This window comes from Aerococcus sp. 150760013-2 (genome assembly GCF_053627715.1).
In genome coordinates this window covers 89,218-114,910 of the sequence record NZ_JBSEYI010000003.1, presented here as the reverse complement: position 1 = coordinate 114,910, position 25,693 = coordinate 89,218, and the positions used below count along the sequence as shown (strand labels likewise).

Below are 25,693 nucleotides of genomic sequence, written 5' to 3'. Positions count from 1 at the left end.
ATTTTTATTATCATCTTCCTATCACAAGTGGCTATTTGAATGGCTTGAAGTAAATACTGTCAGTTAAATATGGATTTGGGTACTTTTTCAGTAATTGATTCAAGTATCGACGGAATTGTGTAATCGATATTTCTTGGTTTTGTAGTTTTTCTTGATTGCGTTTAAACTTACCACGCTCAGTATCGGTGGCTTGTTTTTTAAAGTATCCCCAAATATGTTGTCCAGCATTTATTTCATTACCGATATCTTCTGGTAAGTTTTCAGCAGTTTCAAGATATTGGATAAAGGCTTCAAAATCAGTGTGCTCTTTATCTTTTAAAAGGTTTCTAATTGCTTGATAAATATTTAAAGACTTTGCCATCACGTCATATTTATAACGTGCCCATAACTTTTCAGCAGCCCCAATATCTTGGTCAAGATATAACTGGATTTTTTCTGCAGAACGATTTTTATCTTTTACTTCTAACATGATATCTATAGGACCACTTAATTCATTTTGAATGAAATGGATAAAAGGGTTAAGTGCGGTCGTTTTAGTATGCGCACCCGGTTTTTTACCTAGCGCTTGTTGGCTATAGTGTATAGCCTGTCTACCATCATTAGTAGTCCAAGTTTGACCGGCTAATTCAATATAGGTTTTCATGCTACGGCTATTTTCGGGTTTTAATATATTGAAATGTAGGTTATCAAATACAACAGGTAAGTGAGTGAGTTGACTAATATACAAGACATCTTCAATATTAAATAAGCGTTCATCATTTTCGATGATTAAATGACGACGAATCTTACTAGAAAGGCTATTAGCTACTTGAATAAACCGTTGAATTGCAGCGTCTTTATCGCCATACACACCACCAATATGAATCACCATTTTATTACTTTGATCACCGCCCAATAACGCCAACAAATCGGCATGATAATCCAAATCAGCAATTGCGCGTTCTACTACATCCTCCTTTGGTGAATTTAGCACAGTATATTGACCAGGGTGAAAGGATATGCGGATGTCTAAATTCTTTATGAGCTTCTTTAGTGCATCGAATTCATCTTGAAAATATACCTGCCAGTCTAAATTAACATCATCTTTAGCCTTAGTTGCAAAAGGAATTAAATCACTTGATAACCGTAACATTTGAATGTTGTGGTCTGCAGTGTAAATCAACATTTGTTTAAGTGTCTCTAAATTCCAGCTAATTAACTCAATCCATTTTTCATTAGTTAAATTAGCAAAACGACAAGTTTTAAACCCTCGATCTAAGTCTAGGTTCAAGCAGGCATAGCCAACTTTTATTGTTGAATTCATCATATGACCTTCTTTCTCATTATGTCTTGATAGTTTGGTAAGCTTGTTGAATTAATTGTGTTCTTTTTAATTTGCTAGCGTACTGGCGCTTAGTGAAACAATTGTAGCCATCTTCTCGAATAACCGTTTCAATACTTTGGTAAATAATAGTTGATGCCACAAGTGGTAGACGAGCTTTCGAGGTGAAGTGCTTCGATATGGTTATGAATTTCTTCATATCGCTCACTTTTAAAAAGTATAAACTTATCGATTGATAAGTTTCGTTTAGTATAAAGCTAATAAAAGTAATTAACAATACCTGTTTAAGTTTTTTTGCCTTATAATGAAATGGAATATTTAAAAGGAATGGCTTCATTATGAGAAAAAAAATCCGACAACCAGGCAAAGAATTATTGCAGTTGCACACGGAAAATTTATGTCAATTCCAATCATCTAGTAGCCAATTAACCGGAGAAGTCAATACTAATTCAATTGCTAGTTATTATTTTATGACGATTGCGCCTTATATTTTCCCGGATGCGGAGAAATATCATTTAATGAATTTAAGTGAAGTCATTCATCTATTTCTACACGGTGTATTAAAGTAAGTATCAATAAGGAGTTGTGCGGCTATGTTTGAACAATTTGCTTTTCATTTTCCATTTAAGGATGTGGATAAACAAGTCCACTTGTATTTACCAGATCGTCTATCAGAAAGTAAAGAACGCTATCCTGTTCTTTACATGTTTGATGGGCATAACTTATTCTTTGACGAGATGGCGACTTATGGAAGGTCTTGGGATTTATTGGATTTTCTGGGTACCTACAATAAAGAGCTGATTGTTGTAGGGGTTGAGTGCAGCCATGAAGACGGGGAGCGTCTCCGTGAATATTGTCCCTATTCAGTAGATACTGAACATTTTGGTCAAATTGAGGGTTATGGCGATCATTTTATGGATTGGCTAGTTAATGAACTAAAACCATTTATTGATGATAACTATCCAACTATCGCGGGACGCGTGGGAACAGCAATTGCTGGTTCTTCTATGGGTGGCTTGATGGCTTATTATGCTGCAGTTGTTTATAACCAAACTTTTTCTAAAGCTGCCGCATTATCACCAGCTTTTGGTTTTTGTTTTGATGAATTAGTGGCTGAATTGGCACGCCAATCTATCGACCAAGATACCCGATTATACTTGTCCTTTGGTGACCAGGAAGTTAGTCAAGGTCGCTTAGATCAAGCCGGTTATCTTGAGCAAGCATTCTTAGATCGTGGTGGTGAAACTTATATGCATTTAGAAGCAGGTGGTGACCACTCAGAAGCTACATGGGCAGCACAAAACCGCCTATACATGGACTTCTTATGGCATTAACCCATCTTTTTAAGGAATATGTAAAAAAAGCGACTGAGTTTATCTCAGTCGCTTTCAATGTTGGAATTGGTCATTTTTATACTTATTTGCGGCCGGTTACGTACGCATCTACAGCAATCAAAGCATCTGCAACGTCTTCGGCTGTGACGGTATAGGGCATGTTGTGAATTGTTTCCCCTTCAATTGTGGCTTGTTTCCCCACGCGAAGCAAGGCGTCACGGTCTTCAGGATCCAAGTGTAATTCTTTTAGGGTAGTAGGTAAGCTTAAAGCTTGATATAGGTCGATGTAGGCATCAATCTCTTCAGTTGGACGATTTTCCATAAAGAGTTGCGTTAGCGTACCATAAGCAACTTTTTCACCGTGGGTTAGATGATGAATGTCACCTTCTAAAGCTGTGAAACCATTATGAATAGCGTGGGCAGCAGCAAGACCACCAGATTCAAAACCAAGTCCACTAAGAAGTGTGTTGGCTTCAATAACATTCTCAACTGCTGGTGTGACTGCCTGTTTTTCAACGGCTTTAAAGGCTTTAACTCCGTCAGCAAACAAGACTTCCTTACTCTTGTCTCCAATTGCTTGAGCAGCTAAAGTTGTTTTCCCACCGGCCATGGTATCGTGATTACCAGTCATAGTTGGGCGCATTTCAACTGCAGTTGCCAGTGCATCAGCGATTCCTGAAGCGAAGAAACGAGCTGGTGCTTGCGCAATAATTTGACTATCTAGTAGGACTAGATCGGGATTCTTCTTGTAGAATCGGTATTTCTCAAATGTGCCTTCCTCAGAGTAAATAACAGATAACGCAGAAGTCGGTGCATCTGTAGAAGCAACTGTTGGTAAAATAGCTACTGGTGACTGTAGGTCATCCGCAATGGCTTTCCCAGCATCAATAGCTTTCCCGCCACCTAGTGCTAAAACAAGATTTACATCATTATTTTGGCCAATTTTTGTCACGCGATCAATCTCTGCAGTAGAAGCTTCACCTTGGAAGGGCTCACGGATAATGGTCATGCCAGCTGCTGTCAATGAGTCAGTTAGGGTTTCCCCAACAATTTCCCAAACAACATCATCTGCTAGCAGTAAGGCCTTATCACCTAACTTTTGAATGTAGTCTACAGCTACTTGACTTGTTAAAATATTTTTACCTTGAACATAATGTGCCGGACTTGCAAATACCCTAACCATAATAAACCTCCTAGTTTATGTCACAAAATTCACAATTGAAACCGCATATATAAAAGTAGGAAAATTGTTATTCCTATTTACATGTGAATTATATCACAAATAAAAAAGAAAGGGTACTATTTTAGGTTAAGTTTTGAGAGAATAAAATGTAATGATGATATAAGATATTTTGCTTCCAATTGTGGTTCAGATTTGAGATAATGTAACGCTGTAAGCAAAAATTCTAAAGTAAGTAAAAAAGCGAATAGCTTTTTTATTTTGTATTCAATATATAAGAAAAAGAGAAAGGAATTTATTGTGGAAGAAAAGAAAAACTTTTGGCAAGAATTGCCACGACCATTTTTTATTTTAGCGCCAATGGAAGATGTAACAGATACTGTTTTTCGTCATGTAGTTCAAAAAGCAGCTAAACCAGATGTTTATTTTACTGAATTTACCAATTCAGAGTCATATGTACATCCAAAAGGTCGCGATTCATTAAATTCACGATTACTATTTACAGAAGATGAAAAACCTATCGTAGCGCATATCTGGGGAGACAATCCTGATCACTTTGCGACTATGGCTAAAGGGATGAACGAAATGGGCTATGCTGGTTTAGATATTAACATGGGATGCCCAGCACCTAACGTGTTTAAACACGGTCGAGGATCAGGGTTAATCCTCCGTCCAGATGTAGCGGTTGAATTAATTCAAGCAGCTAAAGAAGGTGGCCTACCCGTTTCAGTGAAAACAAGACTTGGTCATCAAAATACAGAAGAATATAAAGAATGGCTTAGTCTGTTGTTAAAACAAGATATTGCCAACTTATCGATTCATTTACGGACCAAGACTGAAATGTCTAAGGTGGATGCGCATTGGGAATTGATTCCAGAAATCAAAAAACTACGCGACGAAATCGCACCACAAACCTTATTAACCATTAACGGTGATATTCCAAACCGTCAAGTCGGTCAAGAATTAGTGGATAAATACGGTGTTGACGGCGTCATGATTGGTCGTGGGATTTTCCATAATCCATTCGCCTTTGAAGAAGAAGCACGTGACCACTCGCCAAAAGAATTGTTGGATTTATTCAGATACCACTTGGATTTGTTCGACGAAAATGCTGCCAAAGACGGTCGTCCATATAAACCATTACGTCGTTTCTTTAAAATCTACATCCGCTCATTCCGTGGTGCCAACGACTTACGGATTGGCCTAATGGAAACTGAATCAACGGAAGAAGCACGCGCATTGCTAGATGAATTTGAAGAAAAATACCTAGCGGATGCATAATATAATTGCGAATATGATAAAAAGGCCACTTTCACGTGGTCTTTTTTAGGTGGTTTCTAAAATTTTGGATATTATAAGGGTGAACACGGAAGCAGTTATGATAGCAGATATTTATAGAAGAAAAGTATCAGGTCCTAAACTTGATTCGATAAGACGGTATGAAGATGACTATACGGATATTGGGTTGGCTTATTAACCTCATCGCATTATTCCTATTTCTAACCACCGCAACACTGATTTTAATGGGGGATTACGCTATGATCATTTTCATGCTCTTCCTCTTCCTAGCCTCCAAACTACCTTTAGCCATTAGATATTCAGAAGTCTTCGCAAGACTTCGAGAACCAGAAATTTTTCGGAAACTAGCCGGAGAAGGGCTTATCTTACTCGTCGCCATTATAATTCGGGTCTAGATCTATTCGGGCGTATTATTGCCATAACTTCTTGCAAAATAAAGAAACACATCTAAGCTGACAGAAAGCCTATTTACCTAAGGCCTCTGTCTTTTTTTGATTATTCTTGGGCCGATTTCCTAATTTCGGAACAGGGTGCGGGTTAGAAAACTTGTCTCAATAAACATGTAAGCGTTTGCATATAGAAAAAAGCAATGCTAAGATGACAGTATTGGAAGCAATATTCAACAAAAAGGAGTGAAGAAATTATGATGGCGAAATTACAACGGTTTGGGGGCGCAATGTTTGTGCCGGTGCTGTTATTCTCGTTCGCGGGTATTGTATTATCCTTCTCGATTCTTTTCCAAAATGAATTGATTATGGGTGGTCTCGCATCCGAGGGCAGTCTTTGGCGAAATATCTGGTCGGTTTTAGAATCTGGTGGTTGGACAGTATTTAATCAAATTGAATTGCTATTTGTAATTGGTTTACCTATTGGGTTAGCAACAAAAGCGGCTGGTCGTGCCAGCTTGGAGTCATTTATTGTTTACATGACTTTTCAAAGTTTTCTGGCTAGAATCCTTGAAATTTGGGGGACGAACTTTGGGGTAGATTATACCGCAGAACCAGGTGGTGTCAGTGGGTTAAAACTGATCGGTAGTGTAAAAACATTGGATACCAATATTATTGGTGCCATTGCCGTAGCGGCTATTGTTGTTTGGCTACACAACCGGTACTTTGATACTAAACTACCAGACTGGTTGGGTGTTTTCCAAGGGTCAACATTCGTTTATATTTTAGGATTCTTCATCATGTTACCATTAGCCTTCCTAACAGCTTGGGGTTGGCCAGTTATTCAAGGTGGTATTGCAACATTACAGGGTTGGTTGGCGAGTTCAGGTGCCTTCGGTGTATTCGTATATGTATTCTTAGAACGTATTTTAATTCCAACAGGACTGCATCATTTTGTATACCAACCATTTACCTATGGCCCTGCAGTGATAGAAGGCGGGATTGAACGCGCCTGGTTAAATCAATTAAATGTAATTGCTTCAAATCCGGCACCTTTACGTGAACAATTCCCTGAAGGCGCATTTGGGTTGCATAATATGTCAAAAATTTTCGCACCGATTGGTATTTCAGCAGCTTTCTATGCGACAGCGAAAAAAGAAAAACGTCAAGAAGTATTATCCCTACTATTGCCAACAGCTTTCACAGCGATTATGGCTGGGATTACAGAACCGTTTGAATTTACTTTTCTATTTATCGCCCCACAACTATTCTTTATCCATGCCTTACTTGCAGCTTCACTAGGAACAACTATGTACTTATTCGGACTAGCAGGAGATATAGGTTCTGGTCTAATTTCAGTTGTTTCTAAATTTATTATTCCAATGTGGTCTAATCATTTTGGTGCAATTATCACTTGGCTAGTTATTGGTTTAATCTTCTCTGGTATTTACTTTGTGGTTTTCAGCTTGATGATTAATAAATTTGATTTGAAAACACCTGGACGTGAAGATGACGAAGAAGAAGTGAAAATGTACTCTAAACAAGACTATAAAGATAAAAAGAAACAAGAGGCAGCAGGTTTTGACCCAGACGATACGAGTCATGATCCGTCAGAGTCGAAAGCAAGTAGTAAAGCCATGACAAACTACGCAGAAGAAGCAGCTAATGATCCTAGTCGTGGACGTTTCGCAGTAACAGCTTCAAACTATGTTGACTTGTTAGGTGGTCCAGAAAATATTACTGATGTTAATAACTGTGCCTCTAGATTGAGGTTAACAGTTAAAGACCCAAATGCATTAGCCACTGATAAAGAGTTTAAAGAAAACGGAGCGCATGGAGTGGTACGTAAGGGTCAGGCGATTCAAGTTATCGTTGGACTAGATGTCCCACAAGTTCGTGATGAAGTGGACGTTGAAATTGCTAAACGGACAGGTAAAGCGAAAAATTAAGGAACAATTTCCGTAAGTTGGAACAAGTTCATAAATACTGAAATGCGAACAGAAGGTTGAGCGGTTAGTGAAAACGCTTAATTTTCTGTTAGCATAGAGGTATAGAAAAGTAGCGGTTAAACAATTGCATTAGGAGGAATTCATAATGACATTAAAGAAACAATCGATTCTCGTAGCAGGTGGGGGTTCAACTTTTACACCAGGTATCATCATGATGTTACTGGATAATTTAGATACTTTCCCAATCCGTCAAATCAAATTTTACGATAATGACGGGGACCGGCAAAAACAAATTGCCGATGCCTGTGAAATTATCCTAAATGAACGCGCACCAGAAATTGAATTCGTGGCTACAACCGATCCAGCTACAGCTTTTACAGACATTGATTTCGTGATGGCCCACATTCGTGTCGGTAAATATGCCATGCGTGAACAAGATGAAAAAATTCCATTAAAATATGGAGTAATTGGTCAAGAAACATGTGGACCAGGTGGTATTTCATACGGTATGCGTTCAATCGGTGGCGTACTTGAATTGATTGACTATATGGAAGAATACTCTCCAGATGCTTGGATGTTAAACTACTCTAACCCAGCAGCAATCGTAGCAGAAGCGACTAGAAAATTACGTCCGAATAGCCGTATTATCAACATTTGTGATATGCCTGTAGGGATTGAATACCGGATGGCGGATATTTTAGGCCTTAAATCTCGTAAAGACTTCGTTGTTCGTTATTATGGATTAAACCACTTTGGTTGGTGGACAGATATCCGTGACCATGAAGGCAACGATTTAATGCCAAAATTAAAAGAGTGGGTTCATGAACATGGTTATGTAACGCCAGAAGAATTGGCTGATGCTTCTGAAGAGGAAGTGGAAGAAAGTTGGATGCATACCTATGAAAAAGCAAAGGAAGTGTCTTGGCTGGATGAAGATACCCTGCCAAATACCTATCTAAAATACTACCTATACCCTCAAGATGAAGTAGCAGTAGCTAATCCAGACTATACGCGTGCCAATGAAGTAATGGACCATCGTGAAAAACAAGTGTTCTCAGAATGTAACCAAGTAGTGAATTATGGGTCAGGTGCCAAAACGACATTAAAAGCAGATGATCACGCCTCATATATTGTCGATTTAGCGAGAGCCTTGGCGTATAATACGCGTGAAAGAATGTTGTTGATTGTGCCAAACAATGGATCAATCGTGAACTTTGATCCGACAGCCATGGTAGAAATCCCTTGTATCATTACATCAAACGGACCTGAACCATTGGTAACGGGCGAAATTCCGCGCTTCCAAAAAGGTTTAATGGAGCAACAAGTGGCCGTTGAAAAATTAGTGGTTGAAGCTTGGAGCGAAGGTTCTTATCAAAAATTATGGCAAGCTATTACCTTATCAAGAACCGTGCCAAATGCACGCGTAGCCAAACAAATTCTGGATGATTTAATTGAGGCAAACACATCATACTGGCCTGAGTTATCTTAATCTATTAAATGTAAACGCTTTTGATATAATAGGAGTGGGCCGAGGTCCACTCTTATTATTTTGGAGGCATTTATGAAACCTATAGAAAATATCTATAACGACTTGTATAGTAAATTAACTGAAAATGAAATCTATATTTTTGACTATATCATGAAGCATAGTCAGACGGTTAGGAAGATGTCTATCACTGAATTAGCAACGATTTTGGCTGTTTCAAAATCGACGATTTCACGTTTTACCCAAAAAATTGGCTTTTCAGGTTATGCGGAATTTAAGTTTTACCTCAACAATGAAGCAGATAATCAACGGCATGATAGTGAAATTGATCCAATGGGGCAGTTAGCAGCCGATACCCAAGATACCTTTAAGATGTTCAGTAATATGCAGGTTGAACCCATTGTTGAAAGTATTTTTGATGCGGATAATGTCTTCTTATATGGGACTGGATGGGCGCAAAAGAACGCTTTAAACGATTTTAGAAGAAGTATTTTATTGAACAATAAATTTTCTATCGATATTTCAGCACCTTTGGAGCTGAAAATTGCGAGTGCATCTATTAAACCTGGAGATGTGCTGATTGTGGCGTCTTTTAGCGGCAATGTGGCATTGATTGAACGAGAATTGAAAATCTTTAAGAGTAAAGGGGCCATCCTGATTGCGGTGAGTGAAATGCATACCAGTTTATTAGCTAGCTTAGCCGATTATACAATCTATTTTAAAACAACACGCTTTGATTATAAGGATGAAGCCTTTGCATCTATGTTACCTATCCACCAAGCCACCAACTTATTAGCAATCGCCTATTTTGAATATGTGCGAAAACAAGAACGATTACAGAAAGAAAATGAGGAGCGTGACCTATGACCAGAAAAAATTTAAGTCGAATGGTACATTTTGTGATTATATTACTGGTTATTGCACCCATCTTATATGTTGCCCTATTAACTTTCCAAGGCAACGCGCAAGGACTGGGTTTACTAGAAAACTTGACCACGAATGTCTCTACAGTGATTTCACTAATGTCTGTATGTATCCTGCCTTTTGCGGGCTTTTTAGTCAAATCTAAGTGGGATCAAATTGACCAAACACAAGATAGTCTAGGGCAATTTTATATCAGTTTATTACTTATCTTGATTGGTTTCTTATTGATTGGCAACACCGGAATGGCCATCTTGATTTTTATTTTAATTGCCTTTAGTGTTGTGATTTTAAAAGTGAGACTAGGAGATGCCTTCCAAGTCCTTTTCAAATCACCGAAGCACAATATTAGCCACTTTGCTGGTGAAATGGCCATGCTATTGATTGCAGCCTTTATTCGTTTTGCTATCTGGCGGATTAGTACGGGCAGCTAATGTCTGAGTGTTAATAGAGGATTCGACTTCACTTCACATTATGTTTTTGTGAATTAAATGGTTTGAGTTATAATCGAATTAGACAGACAAGTTACTGATATCAAAATGAATAAAAAGGAGCGTTAATTTAGTTGAAACTGTTAACATTAAATACTCATTCTTATGGTGAAGATGATCAAGATCAAAAATTAGCTTTTATTGCGCAATCGATTGCTGAGTGGGATGTCGATGTAGTGGGCTTACAAGAAGTTAATCAGAAAATTATTGGACATCGAGTAGACGTTAAAAATATTGTGAACTTTGTCCCTATGGATGGGCAAGTGAATGTTAAAGAAGATAATTTTGCTATGCGTTTAGTAGCATTATTAGCGGAATTAGGCAAAACCTACTATTGGGCGTGGGCTATGACTCATATTGCGCATGACACAATGCAAGAGGGTGTAGCGATTTTATCAAAATATCCAATTGATAGCGTCACTAGCTATAACGTATCAAAAAGTCATAATTGGTATGACTATAAAACACGGCGTATTCTTACGGCTAAGATCACTAAACCAAATGGCGAAAGCTTTATGGCGGTTTCTGGTCACTTCTCATGGTGGCACGGGAAAAATAATGAAGAATTTCATTATGAATGGCAAGAAACTGAAAAATACCTGGCTAGAACTAAGTTGCCAATTTATTTTATGGGTGACTTTAATAATCCTGCCGGGACAGATGGTTATGACTACATGGTGTCAACGGCTATTCCAATCATAGACTCGTATATGATTGCAGAAGAAACTGTCGGTGGACCGACAGTATTGAAAGAAATCGGTGGTTGGACCGGGCTTAAAGAACAAATTCGAATCGATTACATTTTTGTACCAAAAGATGTAAAAGTCAAGACCTCTGAAGTTGTTTTTGATGGCGAACGTCAGCAATCCGTATCAGACCACTCAGGTGTACTGGTAGAAACTATTGACTAGAAGCTGAATATAAAGATAAATATTGAAACTACGTATGTAAATATGGCAATATTAGAATGATCACTAGCTAGATTTTCTGATTTATCTACAATATTTAAGGCTAACAAATGTTAGAAGTAGCAAGAAGAGCAGTATTTTTAATTAAATAAAACATTTAAAAGGACCGTGAGAGTGGGAAATTCTCGCGGCTTTTTTTGCTATAGTTAAAAAAAGGTGCAAACGGTTGCACAAAAGTGATTTACAGTGTATAATTTGTTTTGAGTTATGAAACCGTTATCAAAAGGGTGTAAATGAAGGAGCGAAAAAAATGAAGAGACTGTTTACGTTTGAATTTTGGCAACAATTTGGGAAGGCTTTGATGGTTGTTATTGCAGTTATGCCAGCTGCAGGTTTAATGATTTCAATTGGTAAGACCATTCCCTTGTTTGCTGAAAATATTAGTTTTTTAGTCACTACGGGCGGCGTGTTAGAGTCAATTGGTTGGGCCATTATTGGTAACCTGCATTTATTATTTGCGATTGCAATTGGTGGTTCATGGGCTAAGGACCGTGCTGGTGGGGCCTTTGCGGCAGCTGTTGCTTTTGTCTTAATTAACCGGATTACAGGTGCCTTGTTTGGCGTTACAGCTGAAATGTTAGCTGATCCTGCTGCTGTGACAAGCACGGTATTTGGTCAAACGATTCCTATAAATGGCTACTTTACTAGTGTTCTAGAAGCGCCAGCTTTAAACATGGGGGTATTTGTAGGGATTATTTCAGGTTTTATTGGGGCGAGCGCTTACAATAAATACTACAACTATCGTAAATTACCAGAAGTGTTGTCCTTCTTTAATGGGAAACGCTTTGTACCATTTGTTGTGATTGTATGGTCTTTAGCAACAGCTTTAGGATTAGCTGTAGTTTGGCCAGTAATTCAATCAGGTATTAATGCATTTGGTCAATGGATTGCAACATCTCAAGATACTGCGCCTGTTTTAGCACCGTTTATCTTCGGTACATTAGAACGGTTACTATTACCATTTGGTTTACATCACATGTTAACTATTCCAATTAACTACACCGAACTTGGTGGTACTTATGAAATTTTAACGGGTGCGCAAGCGGGTGCACAAGTAGTTGGACAAGACCCATTATGGTTAGCTTGGGCAACTGACTTAGCAAACTTCAACAATGCTGGTGACACGCAAAATTATCAATTTGTACTAGAAAATTGGGTGCCTGCTCGTTTCAAAGTTGGGCAAATGATTGGTTCCTCAGGTATCTTGATGGGGTTAACCTACGCAATGTACCGCAATGTTGACCAAGATAAGAAAGAGAAATATAAACCAATGTTTATTTCAGCTGCAGCTGCCGTTTTCCTAACTGGGGTGACTGAACCATTGGAATACATGTTTATGTTCATCGCTATGCCTTTATATGTGGTGTATGCGGTGATTCAAGGGGCGGCATTTGCTATGGCAGATGTGTTAAGCCTACGGGTGCATTCATTCGGGACTATTGAATTCTTGACCCGTATCCCATTATCAGCGCAAGCCGGTATTATGGGTGACGTGATCAACTTCATCTTGGTGACACTGGTATTTGGTGTATTAACATACTTTATTGCAAACTTCATGATCAAGAAATTTAAATATGCAACACCTGGTCGTTTAGGTAACTACGAAGAGGGATTGGGGGCTGAACAAGCTGATAAAGCAGCTGACGGCCAAACTTCAGCCATTGCCTCAAATGCGAGCGAGCAACAAATTGCCGATGTTATCTACCTATTAGGTGGTAAAGAAAATATCGACTTTGTAGATGCATGTATGACGCGTTTACGTGTGACAGTTAAGGACACTGAAAAAGTAGCTAGCGATGAGTATTGGAAAGCAGCTGGTGCTATGGGCTTAATGGTTCGCGGTACCGGAGTCCAAGCCATCTACGGTCCTAAATCAGACATTCTAAAATCTGATATCAACGACTTGTTAGAGGCAGGTGCACCTGTTCCGGAACCTTCAGACAAGGTGACAGGGAAAACAAAGGTCAACAAACCGGCTAATAATACTGGAAAAGGTACGGCGTCTGGTCAAAAAACAGCTATTTTTGCACCAGTATCTGGGCAATTATTGGATATTTCTGTTGTAAATGACCCAGTATTCTCAGAAAAAATGATGGGAGATGGTTACGCTGTCGAGCCTAAAGAGGGCGCAACCTCAGCGAAAGTTTACGCACCTGTTGCTGGTAAAATTGTATCGATTTTCCCAAGTCATCATGCAATTGGTATTCAAACAAGTAATGGTCTAGAAGTATTAGTGCATATGGGTATTGATACAAATGATTTTGACCCGGAAATTTTTGGTCTAACAATTAAGGTAGATCAAGAAGTAACTGCTGGACAAGTGATTGGTGAAATTAACTTACGAGCGGTTGAAGAAGCAGGTAAAGAAAAAACAGTTATCGTAGTGGTAACCAACTCAGATGCTATTGATCGAATTGACTTGTCTGAAACTGATCAACAAATTGATGGGGGCCAGAAAGCAGGAGAGATTCTTTCTTAAGATAGTAATCAACATACAGTAGTAAGATAGTTAATGGTTAACAGGCCATTAGCTATTTTTCTAATCACAAATGTAAGCGTTTTCTAAAATAGAAAATAATTAAAATCAAAGTAGGGTAGAGAAAAGAGGGACACTATTGGATTTAGCAGCTTTATACCATCGTCCAGAAAGTGAATTTGCTTATTTATATACGGAAGATACTGTTCATATCCGCTTGCGTACAAAGAAAGATGATGTGGTAAAAGTAAATTTATTAGCGGGAGATACTTATTTACATTATTCAGAAGCTTGGTATCAGACAGGTCAAGCTATGACTAAGGTGGCTACTAGTGATATACATGACTATTGGCAGTGTGAATGGCAATTAGCGCCTAATCGTTTGGCATATGCTTTTCGTGTTCAAGGTAATGATGGCGAGCAAGTATTTTATTGTGATCGAGGGGTTTATCCAATAGATGATCATGATATTTTGAAACAAGTAAATGCATATTTTCGTCTGCCATACTTCCATGAAATTGACCGAGTAAAAACACCAGTTTGGGTGAAGGATACGGTCTGGTATCAGATTTTTCCTGAACGGTTTGCGAATGGAGATCCTACCAATGATCCAGAAAACACTTTGCCCTGGGGAGCTAGAAAACATCCGCGTCACGATGATTTCTACGGTGGTGACTTACAAGGTATTATCGATCATCTGGACTACTTGGAGAATTTGGGGATTACGGGTATCTATTTAACGCCTATTTTTAAAGGTGACACGAATCATAAATATGATACTAATGACTATATGACAATTGACCCAGCATTTGGTCATCCTAAAATATTGAAGGAACTGGTTAGTCAAGCTCATGCTCGCGGTATGAGGGTTATGTTAGATGCTGTTTTTAACCATATTGGCTATACCTCTAATCAATGGCAGGATGTATTAACCAATCAAGCTGATTCGGTTTATAGCGACTGGTTTTATGTTCAAGAATTCCCTGTTAAAGCCTTTGAAGCAGTTGATTACAGTGGTGGTGAACAGTTTGACCGTCACCAATTAACTTATCAAACCTTTGCGTTCGAACCACATATGCCTAAATTAAATACAGCCAATCCACAAGTTAAGGCATACTTACTAGAGGTTGCTCGTCACTATATTCAAACCTTTGATATCGATGGCTGGCGATTAGATGTTGCCAATGAAGTAGACCATCAATTTTGGAAAGATTTCCATCGGACTTGCGTTAACTTGAAGGCAGATTTCTATATTGTAGGTGAAATTTGGCATTCAGCTCAACGATTCCTTGAAGGGGATGAATTCCATGCCATTATGAATTATCCGCTGACAGACCAAATCAAAGACTTTTTCTTTGGACCAGTAGTAAAGGATTATACAATTGAAAACATTATGACTAATCGACAATTTATAGACAGGATAACCAGCCAGCGAATGCTTTATCGGGCACAAACCAATCAGGTTCAATTTAACTTACTGGATTCCCACGATACAGACCGAATCCTGTCAAGGGCTAACTATGACAGAGATAAGGTGCAATCGGCACTCGTTTTTATGTTCTTACAAACGGGTACACCTTGCATCTATTATGGGACAGAGATCGGCTTAGATGGCGGTAATGACCCAGATAATCGCAAATGTATGGTCTGGGAAAAGGATAAGCAAGATCAAGCGATGTTACAGTTCACTAAAGATCTCATAAAAGTGCGTCAAACCTATAGTGATCTCATTCACTTTGCCAGCATAGATTGGTCACGCGACTTGCCAAGTGATCGAATATTAGCTTTTAAAAAGGATTATTATGGACAAACTTTGCGCGCCTATTTTAACCAGGGTAATCAAGACCTGCAGATTGGTCTAGATAAAAATACAAAAATTGTCCTAACCAATATTGCAGAAGTTGAAGGCGGTTACATTCAAGTGAGACCGGGAACCTACATGGTTAGTGTAAATTAAGCTAGTCGACAGTAAGAGATACCTTGCAATATATTAAAAGTAAAAAAATATTTTTAAAACTTATACGAAAACGGTTGCAAAGATTAAAATCATGTGCCATAATCTGTGCAAGCGATTACATAATGGGTATTTATATTTTAGGAGGAAAAGTAAATGAGTAAATTGCAGTGGAAGAAAACAGCCTTTGGTTTGGTAACAGCGTCAGCTGCTTTAGTGCTTGCAGCATGTGGGAATGGTGGTGAAGAATCTGCTAGTTCAGATGGCGGATCAGATAGCGCAAGCGGTAGTACCTTACAAGTATCAGTTGGTGCTGACTATGTAGATTACGTAAACGAAATTGCCCCAGCCTTTGAAGAAGAGACAGGGATTGACGTTGAAGTTGTTGAACGTGAAATGTTCGAAACCTTAGATTCACTTTCATTAGATGGTCCAGCAGGGATTGCGCCAGACGTGACAATCGCCCCTTACGACCGGATTGGAAACCTAGGTATTCAAGGACATTTATTACCAGTAACACTGCCAGATGATGGTCGTTATGACGAAACAGACGAGCGTCAAGTAACAGCTAATGACGAAATTTACGGTATGCCTTATGTAGTTGAAGCCTTAGTCCTTTACTACAACAAAGAATTAATCGATACTGCCCCAACAACATTTGAAGAATTGGAAGCCTTATCAGAAGATTCAGCATATGACTACTCTTCTGAATCAGGCAAAAACACTGGCTTCTTAGCAAACTGGGTAGACTTCTACTCTGCTTACGGTTTAATTGCTGGTCACGGTGGCTACATCTTCGGGCAAGATGGTACTGATACAGCTGACATCGGTTTAAATACTGAAGGTGCTGTTGAAGGGATTGAATACGCACAAACATGGTACGAAAAATGGCCAGAAGGTATGTTAGATACAACTTCAGCTGGTAGCTTCGTAGATGAAACCTTCATCTCTGGCAGTACAGCTGCAGTAATCGGCGGACCATGGTCTGCAGCTTCTTACCAAGAAGGTGGCGTTGACTACGGCGTTGCTGCAATCCCAACATTGCCAAATGGGGAAGCTTACCAAACATTCGGTGGTGGTAAGGGCTGGATTGTTTCAGGCTATACTGAAAATGAAGAAGCCGCACAACAATGGTTAGAATATGTAACGACTGAAGAAAATATGAATAGCCTACATGAATTTAACTCAGAAGTACCAGCTAACCAACAAGCCCGTCAGGCAATTGTGGATGCCGGTGAAAATGAATTAGCTATCGCTGTTATCGAGCAATATAACGATGCTGTACCAATGCCAAATATTCCAGAAATGGCTGAAGTTTGGACAGGTGCTGAAACAATGATGTTTGATGCAGTATCAGGCAACAAATCTGCACAACAATCAGCAGACGACGCTGTTCAAGTGATTGTAGATAACATTGCACAAAAATACTAAGTGACACCCCTTTAAAAAATTTGAGGATGGTTTAGCTAATGGTTTAGTAATCATCGCTGAGCCATCCTTCTTATTATAAGAAGTGGCATAAATTTTTAAGTAATGAACCATTAAACAAAAAGAATCTATGATACTTGTCATGGTTTTCTAGTGAAGGAGTTGGTTGCAGTGGTTAAAACTGCAAAAGAAAGAAAAAAAGTGAACTTCACTTCTGAGCAAAAGAGTCGTATCAATCAAGCGACTTTGGCCTCAATCATCCCTGGTGGTGGGCAATTTGTAAACAAGCAAGTCCTTAAAGGCGTCATCTTTTTAGTGATTTTTGCCTTATACATTCTCCACTTATTCAGCTTTGGGTTTGATGCCTTCAATGGCTTAATTACCCTAGGTGTAACACCTCGTGAAGATCATTCCCTCTTCTTATTAATTGAAGGGGTACTTGAATTATTAATAACTGTCATCTTTTTTATTTTCTACGCCGTACAAATGTGGGATGCGCGCAATGTGGCTAAACTAAACGCCATCAACCCAGACAAGGTCAACCGATCAGCCAAGGATATCTTAAATAACCTTTACGAATCAGGTTTCCCTTATCTATTAACCATCCCAGCCTATATCTTAATGTTATTTGCCATTGTGTTCCCAGTAGTGGTAACGATCCTAATCGTATTTACCAACTACGACTTTCAACACATTCCACCCGCTAAATTAATCGAGTGGACAGGGTTTGAGACCTTTAATTCAATCTTTACCCTAACAACCTACCGAGAAACATTCGGTGCCGTATTCTCATGGACCGTCATTTGGACCCTATTTGCTACAACCTTGCAAGTAGGTCTAGGCATCTTCCTAGCGATTCTGATGAACCAACCGTTCATCAAATTCCGTCGCTTTTTCGGGGTTATCTTGCTATTACCATGGGCGGTACCAGCCTTCATCTCAATCTTAACCTTTTCAAATATGTTCAACCCATCTGCCGGAGCCATTAACTCCCAGGTCATTCCGTTTATCAATAACTTTATTCCATTCTTGGAAATTCCAGCACTAGCCTGGAAAACGGACCCATTCTGGACCAAGGTGGCCTTAATTTCTATCCAGGGTTGGCTTGGTTTCCCATATATTTACGTATTGACCACGTCAATTTTACAATCTATTCCAGGTGAGTGGTACGAAGCCGCTTCAATCGACGGGGCTTCACCAATCCAAAAATTCCGATTCATTACCTTCCCGCATATCTTGTCAGTTGCGGCACCGGTATTAATCACGCAATACACAGGAAACTTCAACAACTTCACAATGATTTACCTATTTAATGAAGGTGGACCTGGTTCAGTAGGGAACAATGCCGGGACTACAGATATTTTGATTTCATGGGTCTACAAGTTGACAACAGGGCAATCGCCACAATATAACGTATCATCCGCGATTACCATCATTATCTCAACTATAGTTATTGTGATTTCATTGATCATCTTTAAATACAGCAATGCTTTTGAAATGGAGGATTAAGCCATGGCTGAGAAAAAATTAGCTAACACGCAAAAACGCGGCCGCTTTTGGACCCAATTCTTTACCTATGCCTTCTTAGTCTTTATGGCAATCATCATCATCTATCCCTTACTGATCACCATTACATCAGCCTTCAGGGGTGGAAACTTAATTGCCTTTAACTTGAACTTCTCAGGTCAGTTTACCCTAAGTAACTTTGAACGCTTGTTTACAGAAACCCAATACGGTCAGTGGTATATTAATACTTTAATCGTTGCGGTGATTACCATGGCCTTACAGGTAACGATTATTACCTTAGCCGGATATGCCTACTCAAGATACCGGTTCGCAGGTCGTAAACAATCCCTAAAATTCTTCATCATCGTTCAAATGGTTCCAACAACAGCAGCCTTGACCGCCTTTTACGTTATGGCCTTACTAGTTGGGGGGCTAGACAAATTATGGTTCTTGATTTTCGCCTATGTCGGCGGGTCAATCCCAATGAACTCATGGTTGATGAAAGGGTATTTTGATACCGTGCCAATGGACCTAGATGAATCCGCAAAATTAGACGGGGCAGGCCACTTACGGACCTTTGGACAAATCGTCTTACCGTTAGTGCGTCCAATGATTTCAGTGCAAGCCTTATGGGCATTTATGACCCCATTCGGTGAGTACATGCTAGCCCGTTTCATCTTGCGTTCACCAGAAAATTACACCGTAGCCATCGGGTTACAACAATTTATTACCAATCCTCGTGAACAACGGGTAACCCTATTCGCGGCAGGGGCGCTCTTAATCGCCTTACCAATTTCAATCATGTTCTTCTACTTACAAAAGAACTTTGTATCTGGTTTAACTGCTGGTGGTACGAAAGGGTAATACATGATTTTTCACAAGTAACTTACGGATTAAGCAAGCAATTAGCAGATAGAAAGATAGGCGATGAACGTGTTAAAAGCAATATTTCCCATCAATTACTTTAAGAGTATTTGGACACCAAGCAAAATTTGGTTTAATCGCCATGACCTCAAATGGTGGCAAATGTTGCTGGTCATCCTCTTCTTAAACGGATTGATGACAGTTCCAGTAACCTTAAACTATGCCAATATGACCGAGTTTCCCGTAACTGACTACTATCCCAATGCCATGGCCCTTGTAGATGACCAAGTGGTAGCCGAGATCCAGCAAATCACCTTTGAAAATGGAGAAATGCTGATCGGCCAACCAGTGGTTTCAGAAAGCGCTGAAGGAACCGTCGCCTTTGGATTAGCAGACGATCAGCTAGAGACACTGGCAGCTAGCGGGAAAACGGCACTCATTTTCCAAGAGAATCAATTCGTCTTAATGGAAGCTGGGGCGCCAACGGCAACGGTCCTTTATACCAAAGACTTCGACTTGACAGGGCTTGACCAAGCAGGTATTCAGGAAAGTTTGAGCCAGCAATGGTTAGACCAAAACCGCGTCTTAGTGGTCTTGATCTTCTCGAGTGTGATCAGCTTGATATTCCTAGCCATGAACCTATTCTTAGTTGGGATTGCGGCCCTAATGTTCTATATGACCAAGGGGAGCCCGGTTACGTCTATTGAAACTTATAAAGAGTCCATCAATTTAATCCTAAATGCCTTATCATTGCCAACCTTCTTGGCTATGGCTTACGGTTTATACAACTTTGATGTATCTTTAATTGCTAGCTTGCAAACAATCGGTCTAGTGACCATGCTGCTCTTAGTCATGTGGAAAACAAGATTCCGCGACCAAACCTTGGACGAATTTCAACTGTTGGAAGCTTAATCCATCCAGTATGATTTTGAAGCCTGTTTGAACCTAGACCAGATGCTTTAAATGGATCATGTACCACCTTCAACAAGTTTAAGAAAATGACAATTGAACTGTGCATTTTTGAAGATAGGAGAATGCCTTGTGGCTGAAATAAAATTAAATCATATTTATAAAAAATACGACAATGCGGAGAAGTTTTCGGTAACGGACTTCAATTTAGATATTAAAGACAACGAATTTATCGTTTTCGTAGGTCCTTCCGGATGCGGGAAATCGACAACCTTACGGATGGTAGCCGGTTTGGAAGATATTACTAAAGGGGACCTGGTCATTGACGGACAAGTCGTTAACGATGTGGCACCTAAAACCCGTGACATCGCCATGGTATTCCAAAACTATGCCCTATACCCACATATGACTGTGCGTGAAAACATGGCCTTTGGTTTGAAATTGCGTAAGGTAGACAAAGAAGAAATCGATACGCGCGTGGATGAAGCGGCAGAATTACTGCAAATAACGGACTTATTAGAACGTAAACCAGCCGCCTTATCTGGTGGGCAACGTCAACGTGTAGCCTTAGGACGTGCAGTAGTCCGTCAACCTAAAGCCTTCTTGATGGATGAGCCTTTATCCAACTTGGATGCCAAATTACGGGTTCACATGCGGTCTGAGATCGCTAAATTACATAAACGTTTAAACACAACCATTATCTATGTAACCCATGACCAAACAGAAGCCATGACTCTGGCTGACCGGATTGTCATTATGAATGCAGGTGAAATCCAACAAGTAGGGACACCGCTTGAAGTCTATAACAACCCAGAAAATGCCTTTGTTGCTGCTTTTATGGGGTCACCAGCTATGAACTTAGTGGACGTGAAGTATGAAGCTGGCCAAATCCATTTAGAGGGTGGCACGAAACTTGAAGTAACCTTACCAACTCGTCGTATTTTAGACGAGAAAGGTTATGACGGCAAAACAGTGACTTTTGGTATTCGTCCAGAAGATATGCAGTCTGAACAATTGGCTTTAGACGCTACACCAGAAACGGTTGTCGAACCAACCATTACGGTATCCGAATTAACAGGGGCAACATCTATCCTATATTTAGATGTTAAAGGACAAGAGTTCATCGCTGTGGTAGATGCCCGTGACTACCATGAAGTTGGTTCAACCATCAAGATTGCCTTTAACATGAATAAGGCCCACTTCTTCGATGTTGAAACAGGCAAAGTGATTAAATAGCACGACCAAGGTACATGCGAATCTTAACAAGAACCGTGTGTGCCTTTTTCTATAGAAATTAAAGAAACCGGTTGCATTGTTTTGAGATGACATTTTATAAGGAGGATTCACATGACAGAATCAGTAACAAAATTAAAGGTAGGCATTATCGGATGCGGAGGCATTGGGATGCAGAAGCATTTACCGGCCTTAGCCCAAGTTGAAGGGGTAGAATTGGTGGCTTTCTGTGATTTGGTCGAAGACCGGGCCTTGGCTGGAAAAGCCAAATTTGGGACCAGCGAATCCAGTGTATATACCGATTACCAGAATATGTTGGCTGAAGAAAGCTTAGATGTGGTCCATGTCTGTACCCCAAATGCGACGCATGCAGAATTATCCATTGCAGCGCTTGATGCAGGCAACCACGTAATGTGCGAAAAACCAATGGCCAAAACAGCTGAAGAAGGTCGCGCGATGATCGAAGCGGCTGAACGAAACGGTAAAAAATTAACCATCGGCTATCAAAACCGTTTTAGAAAGGACAGCCAATACCTAAAAGCCATCTGCCAAGAGGGTCAATTAGGAGAAATTTACAATGCTAAAGCGCATGCTATTCGTCGTCGTGCTGTCCCAACTTGGGGTGTATTCCTTGATGAGGAAGCGCAAGGCGGAGGCCCTTTAATTGATATCGGGACCCATGCACTTGATCTAACTTTATGGATGATGGACAATTATCAGCCCAAATACGTCGTTGGAAATACTTATAGAAAATTAGCTGATACAGAAAATGCTGCAAATGCCTTTGGTTCTTGGGATCCCAAAGAATTTAACGTTGAAGATTCAGCCTTTGGGTATATCGTCATGGAAAATGGTGCGAGCATTTATCTAGAATCATCGTGGGCCTTGAATACCGTTAAGTCAGGTGAGGCGAAAACGACCTTGCACGGGACTAAGGGTGGTGCGGATATGAACGATGGGTTAACGATTAATGGTGAAGACCATGGCCTATTATTCGACAAGCAAGTCATTGTTGACCCAGGTGCAGTTGACTTCTTTGAAGGGGATGCTGATGACCCCGAAGTGTTGGAAGCAAAGCAGTGGATTCAAGCCATTATTCATGATACAGAGCCGGTTGTAAAACCGCGAGAAGCTTTGATAGTGACTGAAATTCTAGAAGCCATTTATCAATCAGCGAAAACTGGACAACCCGTAATTCTAAATCAATAGGAGGATTCTGATGATTCGAGTAACAGTATGGAATGAATTTCGTCATGAATTGACGGATGAGGACGTGAAAGCTGTCTATCCAGAGGGGATTCATGAAGCTTTAGCCGGTTTCTTAACGGCAGACTTTCAAGTCAATATGGCGACTTTGGACCAGCCAGAACACGGCTTGACCGAGGAAGTCTTAAATCAAGCGGATGTCCTCCTTTGGTGGGGACATATGGCGCACGGTGAAGTGGCAGATGAGATTGTTGACCGGGTTCACCAGCGCGTTTTGGATGGCATGGGACTGATTGTCTTGCATTCGGGTCATTTTTCTAAAATATTCCAGAAATTAATGGGAACGACTTGTGACTTAAAATGGCGCGAGGACGGTCTTTCTGCCAAGGTGTGGAATGTGAATCCGTCTCACCCAATTACCCAGGGTGTGGGCGAGTGGATTGATTTAGACCAAGAAGAAATGTATGGAGAACACTTTGACGTTCCGGCGCCGGATGAACTGATTTTTATTACCGGTTATCCAAACGGGGAAGTATTCCGTGGAGGCATGACCTATCGCCGGGGTAACGGGAAGATTTTCTACTTCCAGCCCGGGCATGAAACCTTCCCAACTTATTATCATCCAACTATCCAGCAGGTCATTAAAAATGCCGTCCACTGGGCAGCACCCCTAACTGAAAGGCCTACATATGGTCACTTTCCTATTGAAACAAATAGTAAAGTTTAAAAATTGAAATAAAGAAATTAGATGAGTATAGGAGGATTTTATGAAATTAGGCGTATTTACCCCGTTATTTAATGACTTATCCTTTGAAGAGATGTTAGATCAAGTAGCAGCAAAAGGGCTTGAGACGGTAGAAATTGGTACCGGTGCTAGCCCAGGGGATGCACACTTGAAAATCGATACCCTTTTGGCATCTAGTGATGCAAGAAAAGAATACCTACAAAAAGTTGCGGACCGCGGACTGTCAATTTCAGCCCTATCGGCGCATGGTAACCCCATTTCACCAGATAAAAATCAAGCACGAGCGCACGATGAATTGCTTAGAAAAACCATCAAACTGGCATCCTTAATGAACGTGCCAGTTGTGAATGGCTTCTCAGGTGTCGGGGGCGGAAACGCGACAGATACCCATGTTAACTGGCCGGTCATTCCTTGGCCAACGGAATATGCAGACGCCTACCACTACCAATGGGACCAAGTCTTAATCCCTTACTGGAAGGACATTAACCAAGAAGCAGGGGCAGCGGGCGTTAAAATCGGGATTGAAATGCACGGTGGCTTTTTAGCCCATACCCCAGCAACCATGTTACGTTTACGGTCTGAAGCAGGGGACAATATCGGTTGTAACTTTGACCCATCGCATATGTGGTGGCAAGGAATTGACCCAGTCGCAGCCATTAAAATTTTAGGTAAAGCTGGCGCAATCAACCACTTCCATGCCAAAGATACCTACTTAGACCAAGACAATATCAACATGTACGGCCTAACTGATATGCAACCTTATCAAGATGTTGCCAGTCGTGCATGGACCTTTAGAAGTGTTGGTGAAGGCCATCCGATGTCCGAATGGTCACAAATGTTGGCCCAATTGCGCATTTACGGCTACGATTACGTGCTTTCAATTGAACACGAAGATCCAATTATGTCTGTAGATGAAGGACTAGACCGTGCCATTACCAATCTAAAATCTGTCATGATGCGAGACCAACCCCAAGAAATGTGGTGGGCATAGATGACAAAACAAGTGAATAATAAATTAAATATCGCAACAATCGGTTACGGTGGCATGGGGACCTACCATGTCCACGGCCTGATTTCAGCCGAAGCCGACTACCTACAAGTCGTGGGGATTTATGACATTGACCAAGAACGAAAAGACGTGGCGGAAGAAACGGGGACCTACGTCTACCCAGCCTTTGAAGCTATTTTAGACGACCCAGAAGTCGATGCAATTTTAATCGCTACACCAAACGACAGTCATAAAGAACTAGCTATCCGTGCCATGAAGTCCGGTAAGCATGTGATTTGTGAAAAACCAGTCGCCATGAATACCGAAGAATTCGACGAAATGATAACCGTAGCTGAAGAAACAGGACGCGTACTCATGGTGCACCAAAACCGTCGCTGGGACCCAGACTTCTTACAAGTCAAAGACATATTCACAAAACGTCAAGCCGTTGGAGATGTCTTCCAGATTGAATCACGCGTCCACGGCGCTAATGGCATTCCAGGCGACTGGCGCCATCTAAAAGCCCACGGTGGCGGTATGGTCTTAGACTGGGGAATCCATTTATTTGATCAACTATTGTGGCTAGTAGATTCACCAATCAAGTCCGTTCACTCAGACTTATCTTATATCCTCGGCGACGAAGTAGACGACGGATTCATGGCTTATATCACCTTTGAAAACGGCATCCGCGCCCATGTTGAAGTTGGGACATCTAACTTCATTAGCCTGCCTCGTTGGTATATCAAAGGTAACCAAGGAACAGCTATCATTGAAGACTGGGAAATGAACGGGCGCATTGTGAAAGCAACCGGTAATGATGTGGAAAATAAACCATCACCGATTAGGGCAGGCGTCGGTTTGACCAAAACAATGGCACCACCAGTTGATGGCGTCACAGAGACCTTGCCTTTACCAGAGAGCAAGCCAGCAGACGTTTCCTTCTACCGCAACTTCTATGACGTTGTCACAGTAGGCGCAGAACCCATCGTTAAAAACGAAGAAGTCCGCCAAGTCATGCAATTGATTGATAGTATCTTGAAATAAGTACA

Annotated in this window: 22 protein-coding genes; 19 read left to right on the top strand and 3 right to left on the bottom strand. The window is 40.4% G+C overall.

Annotation, left to right across the window (positions count from 1 at the left end; translation table 11 throughout):
- Window positions 1-31: 31 nt before the first annotated feature.
- Both uvsE and ACUW85_RS02505 read right to left on the bottom strand, forming a co-directional pair.
- A complete protein-coding gene (gene uvsE / locus ACUW85_RS02510) occupies window positions 32-1,306 on the bottom strand; it encodes a UV DNA damage repair endonuclease UvsE (RefSeq protein WP_149314955.1) in 1,275 nt (424 codons plus the stop codon).
- A 16-nt stretch (window positions 1,307-1,322) separates the two neighbouring features.
- Window positions 1,323-1,520, bottom strand: coding sequence for a hypothetical protein (locus ACUW85_RS02505; protein WP_149314956.1), 198 nt, complete (start codon window positions 1,518-1,520; stop codon window positions 1,323-1,325).
- 139 nt (window positions 1,521-1,659) lie between these two features.
- Here ACUW85_RS02505 and ACUW85_RS02500 point away from each other — a divergent pair, with 139 nt between their 5' ends.
- A complete protein-coding gene (locus ACUW85_RS02500; protein WP_182023186.1) occupies window positions 1,660-1,890 on the top strand; it encodes a hypothetical protein in 231 nt (76 codons plus the stop codon).
- Between the two features lie 24 nt (window positions 1,891-1,914).
- Window positions 1,915-2,655 carry an alpha/beta hydrolase gene (locus ACUW85_RS02495; RefSeq protein ID WP_149314958.1) on the top strand — a complete coding sequence of 247 codons (741 nt, stop codon included), beginning with the start codon at window positions 1,915-1,917 and terminating at the stop codon, window positions 2,653-2,655.
- Between the two features lie 82 nt (window positions 2,656-2,737).
- On the opposite strand, the gene ACUW85_RS02490 is transcribed toward ACUW85_RS02495, so the two are convergent.
- Complete coding sequence (locus ACUW85_RS02490) at window positions 2,738-3,838, bottom strand: glycerol dehydrogenase (RefSeq protein WP_149314959.1); 1,101 nt, start codon at window positions 3,836-3,838, stop codon at window positions 2,738-2,740.
- 357 nt (window positions 3,839-4,195) lie between these two features.
- Here ACUW85_RS02490 and ACUW85_RS02485 point away from each other — a divergent pair, with 357 nt between their 5' ends.
- The 17 genes from ACUW85_RS02485 to ACUW85_RS02405 all read left to right on the top strand — a co-directional run bounded on the left by ACUW85_RS02485 (window position 4,196) and on the right by ACUW85_RS02405 (window position 25,688).
- Complete coding sequence (locus tag ACUW85_RS02485) at window positions 4,196-5,116, top strand: tRNA dihydrouridine synthase (protein ID WP_182023224.1); 921 nt, start codon at window positions 4,196-4,198, stop codon at window positions 5,114-5,116.
- Between the two features lie 661 nt (window positions 5,117-5,777).
- Complete coding sequence (locus tag ACUW85_RS02480; RefSeq protein ID WP_182023187.1) at window positions 5,778-7,469, top strand: alpha-glucoside-specific PTS transporter subunit IIBC; 1,692 nt, start codon at window positions 5,778-5,780, stop codon at window positions 7,467-7,469.
- 145 nt (window positions 7,470-7,614) lie between these two features.
- A complete protein-coding gene (locus ACUW85_RS02475; RefSeq protein WP_182023188.1) occupies window positions 7,615-8,958 on the top strand; it encodes a 6-phospho-alpha-glucosidase in 1,344 nt (447 codons plus the stop codon).
- Window positions 8,959-9,030: 72 nt separating this feature from the next.
- Window positions 9,031-9,822, top strand: coding sequence for a MurR/RpiR family transcriptional regulator (locus ACUW85_RS02470; RefSeq protein WP_154837469.1), 792 nt, complete (start codon window positions 9,031-9,033; stop codon window positions 9,820-9,822).
- Complete coding sequence (locus tag ACUW85_RS02465; protein ID WP_182023189.1) at window positions 9,819-10,310, top strand: hypothetical protein; 492 nt, start codon at window positions 9,819-9,821, stop codon at window positions 10,308-10,310. Before ACUW85_RS02470 ends, ACUW85_RS02465 begins: the two co-directional genes overlap by 4 nt.
- A 131-nt stretch (window positions 10,311-10,441) precedes the next feature.
- Window positions 10,442-11,278 carry an endonuclease/exonuclease/phosphatase family protein gene (locus tag ACUW85_RS02460; RefSeq protein WP_182023190.1) on the top strand — a complete coding sequence of 279 codons (837 nt, stop codon included), beginning with the start codon at window positions 10,442-10,444 and terminating at the stop codon, window positions 11,276-11,278.
- A 307-nt stretch (window positions 11,279-11,585) separates the two neighbouring features.
- Complete coding sequence (locus ACUW85_RS02455) at window positions 11,586-13,814, top strand: PTS transporter subunit IIBC (protein ID WP_182023191.1); 2,229 nt, start codon at window positions 11,586-11,588, stop codon at window positions 13,812-13,814.
- Window positions 13,815-13,950: 136 nt separating this feature from the next.
- Window positions 13,951-15,768, top strand: a complete 1,818-nt coding sequence (locus tag ACUW85_RS02450) for a glycoside hydrolase family 13 protein (protein ID WP_182023192.1) — start codon at window positions 13,951-13,953, stop codon at window positions 15,766-15,768.
- Window positions 15,769-15,921: 153 nt separating this feature from the next.
- On the top strand, window positions 15,922-17,196 hold the full coding sequence (locus ACUW85_RS02445; RefSeq protein WP_182023193.1) for an extracellular solute-binding protein: 1,275 nt from the start codon (window positions 15,922-15,924) through the stop codon (window positions 17,194-17,196).
- A gap of 168 nt (window positions 17,197-17,364) precedes the next feature.
- Entirely contained in the window at window positions 17,365-18,702 is a 1,338-nt protein-coding gene (locus tag ACUW85_RS02440) for a carbohydrate ABC transporter permease (protein ID WP_048729554.1), read from the top strand.
- 3 nt (window positions 18,703-18,705) lie between these two features.
- Window positions 18,706-19,563, top strand: coding sequence for a sugar ABC transporter permease (locus ACUW85_RS02435; RefSeq protein WP_154837477.1), 858 nt, complete (start codon window positions 18,706-18,708; stop codon window positions 19,561-19,563).
- A 63-nt stretch (window positions 19,564-19,626) separates the two neighbouring features.
- Window positions 19,627-20,475: a DUF1189 family protein gene (locus tag ACUW85_RS02430; protein WP_048729558.1), complete on the top strand. Its 849-nt coding sequence runs from the start codon at window positions 19,627-19,629 to the stop codon at window positions 20,473-20,475.
- Between the two features lie 129 nt (window positions 20,476-20,604).
- Entirely contained in the window at window positions 20,605-21,708 is a 1,104-nt protein-coding gene (locus tag ACUW85_RS02425; RefSeq protein ID WP_048729560.1) for an ABC transporter ATP-binding protein, read from the top strand.
- A gap of 111 nt (window positions 21,709-21,819) precedes the next feature.
- Complete coding sequence (locus tag ACUW85_RS02420) at window positions 21,820-22,914, top strand: Gfo/Idh/MocA family protein (RefSeq protein ID WP_048729562.1); 1,095 nt, start codon at window positions 21,820-21,822, stop codon at window positions 22,912-22,914.
- Between the two features lie 10 nt (window positions 22,915-22,924).
- On the top strand, window positions 22,925-23,638 hold the full coding sequence (locus ACUW85_RS02415; protein ID WP_182023194.1) for a ThuA domain-containing protein: 714 nt from the start codon (window positions 22,925-22,927) through the stop codon (window positions 23,636-23,638).
- 40 nt (window positions 23,639-23,678) lie between these two features.
- Window positions 23,679-24,647 carry a sugar phosphate isomerase/epimerase family protein gene (locus ACUW85_RS02410; protein ID WP_048729566.1) on the top strand — a complete coding sequence of 323 codons (969 nt, stop codon included), beginning with the start codon at window positions 23,679-23,681 and terminating at the stop codon, window positions 24,645-24,647.
- Complete coding sequence (locus tag ACUW85_RS02405; RefSeq protein ID WP_048729568.1) at window positions 24,648-25,688, top strand: Gfo/Idh/MocA family protein; 1,041 nt, start codon at window positions 24,648-24,650, stop codon at window positions 25,686-25,688. It begins immediately after the preceding gene.
- Window positions 25,689-25,693: the final 5 nt, after the last annotated feature.

Coding starts and splice junctions, on each gene's coding strand:
- ACUW85_RS02435 (WP_154837477.1), top strand. CDS start 18,706: ATGGCTGAGAAAAAATTAGCTAACACGCAAAAACGCGGCCGCTTTTGG.
- ACUW85_RS02490 (WP_149314959.1), bottom strand. CDS start 3,838: ATGGTTAGGGTATTTGCAAGTCCGGCACATTATGTTCAAGGTAAAAAT.
- ACUW85_RS02445 (WP_182023193.1), top strand. CDS start 15,922: ATGAGTAAATTGCAGTGGAAGAAAACAGCCTTTGGTTTGGTAACAGCG.
- ACUW85_RS02455 (WP_182023191.1), top strand. CDS start 11,586: ATGAAGAGACTGTTTACGTTTGAATTTTGGCAACAATTTGGGAAGGCT.
- ACUW85_RS02405 (WP_048729568.1), top strand. CDS start 24,648: ATGACAAAACAAGTGAATAATAAATTAAATATCGCAACAATCGGTTAC.
- ACUW85_RS02415 (WP_182023194.1), top strand. CDS start 22,925: ATGATTCGAGTAACAGTATGGAATGAATTTCGTCATGAATTGACGGAT.
- ACUW85_RS02410 (WP_048729566.1), top strand. CDS start 23,679: ATGAAATTAGGCGTATTTACCCCGTTATTTAATGACTTATCCTTTGAA.
- ACUW85_RS02500 (WP_182023186.1), top strand. CDS start 1,660: ATGAGAAAAAAAATCCGACAACCAGGCAAAGAATTATTGCAGTTGCAC.
- ACUW85_RS02465 (WP_182023189.1), top strand. CDS start 9,819: ATGACCAGAAAAAATTTAAGTCGAATGGTACATTTTGTGATTATATTA.
- ACUW85_RS02485 (WP_182023224.1), top strand. CDS start 4,196: ATGGAAGATGTAACAGATACTGTTTTTCGTCATGTAGTTCAAAAAGCA.
- ACUW85_RS02475 (WP_182023188.1), top strand. CDS start 7,615: ATGACATTAAAGAAACAATCGATTCTCGTAGCAGGTGGGGGTTCAACT.
- uvsE (WP_149314955.1), bottom strand. CDS start 1,306: ATGATGAATTCAACAATAAAAGTTGGCTATGCCTGCTTGAACCTAGAC.
- ACUW85_RS02495 (WP_149314958.1), top strand. CDS start 1,915: ATGTTTGAACAATTTGCTTTTCATTTTCCATTTAAGGATGTGGATAAA.
- ACUW85_RS02420 (WP_048729562.1), top strand. CDS start 21,820: ATGACAGAATCAGTAACAAAATTAAAGGTAGGCATTATCGGATGCGGA.
- ACUW85_RS02505 (WP_149314956.1), bottom strand. CDS start 1,520: ATGAAGAAATTCATAACCATATCGAAGCACTTCACCTCGAAAGCTCGT.
- ACUW85_RS02470 (WP_154837469.1), top strand. CDS start 9,031: ATGAAACCTATAGAAAATATCTATAACGACTTGTATAGTAAATTAACT.
- ACUW85_RS02430 (WP_048729558.1), top strand. CDS start 19,627: ATGAACGTGTTAAAAGCAATATTTCCCATCAATTACTTTAAGAGTATT.
- ACUW85_RS02480 (WP_182023187.1), top strand. CDS start 5,778: ATGATGGCGAAATTACAACGGTTTGGGGGCGCAATGTTTGTGCCGGTG.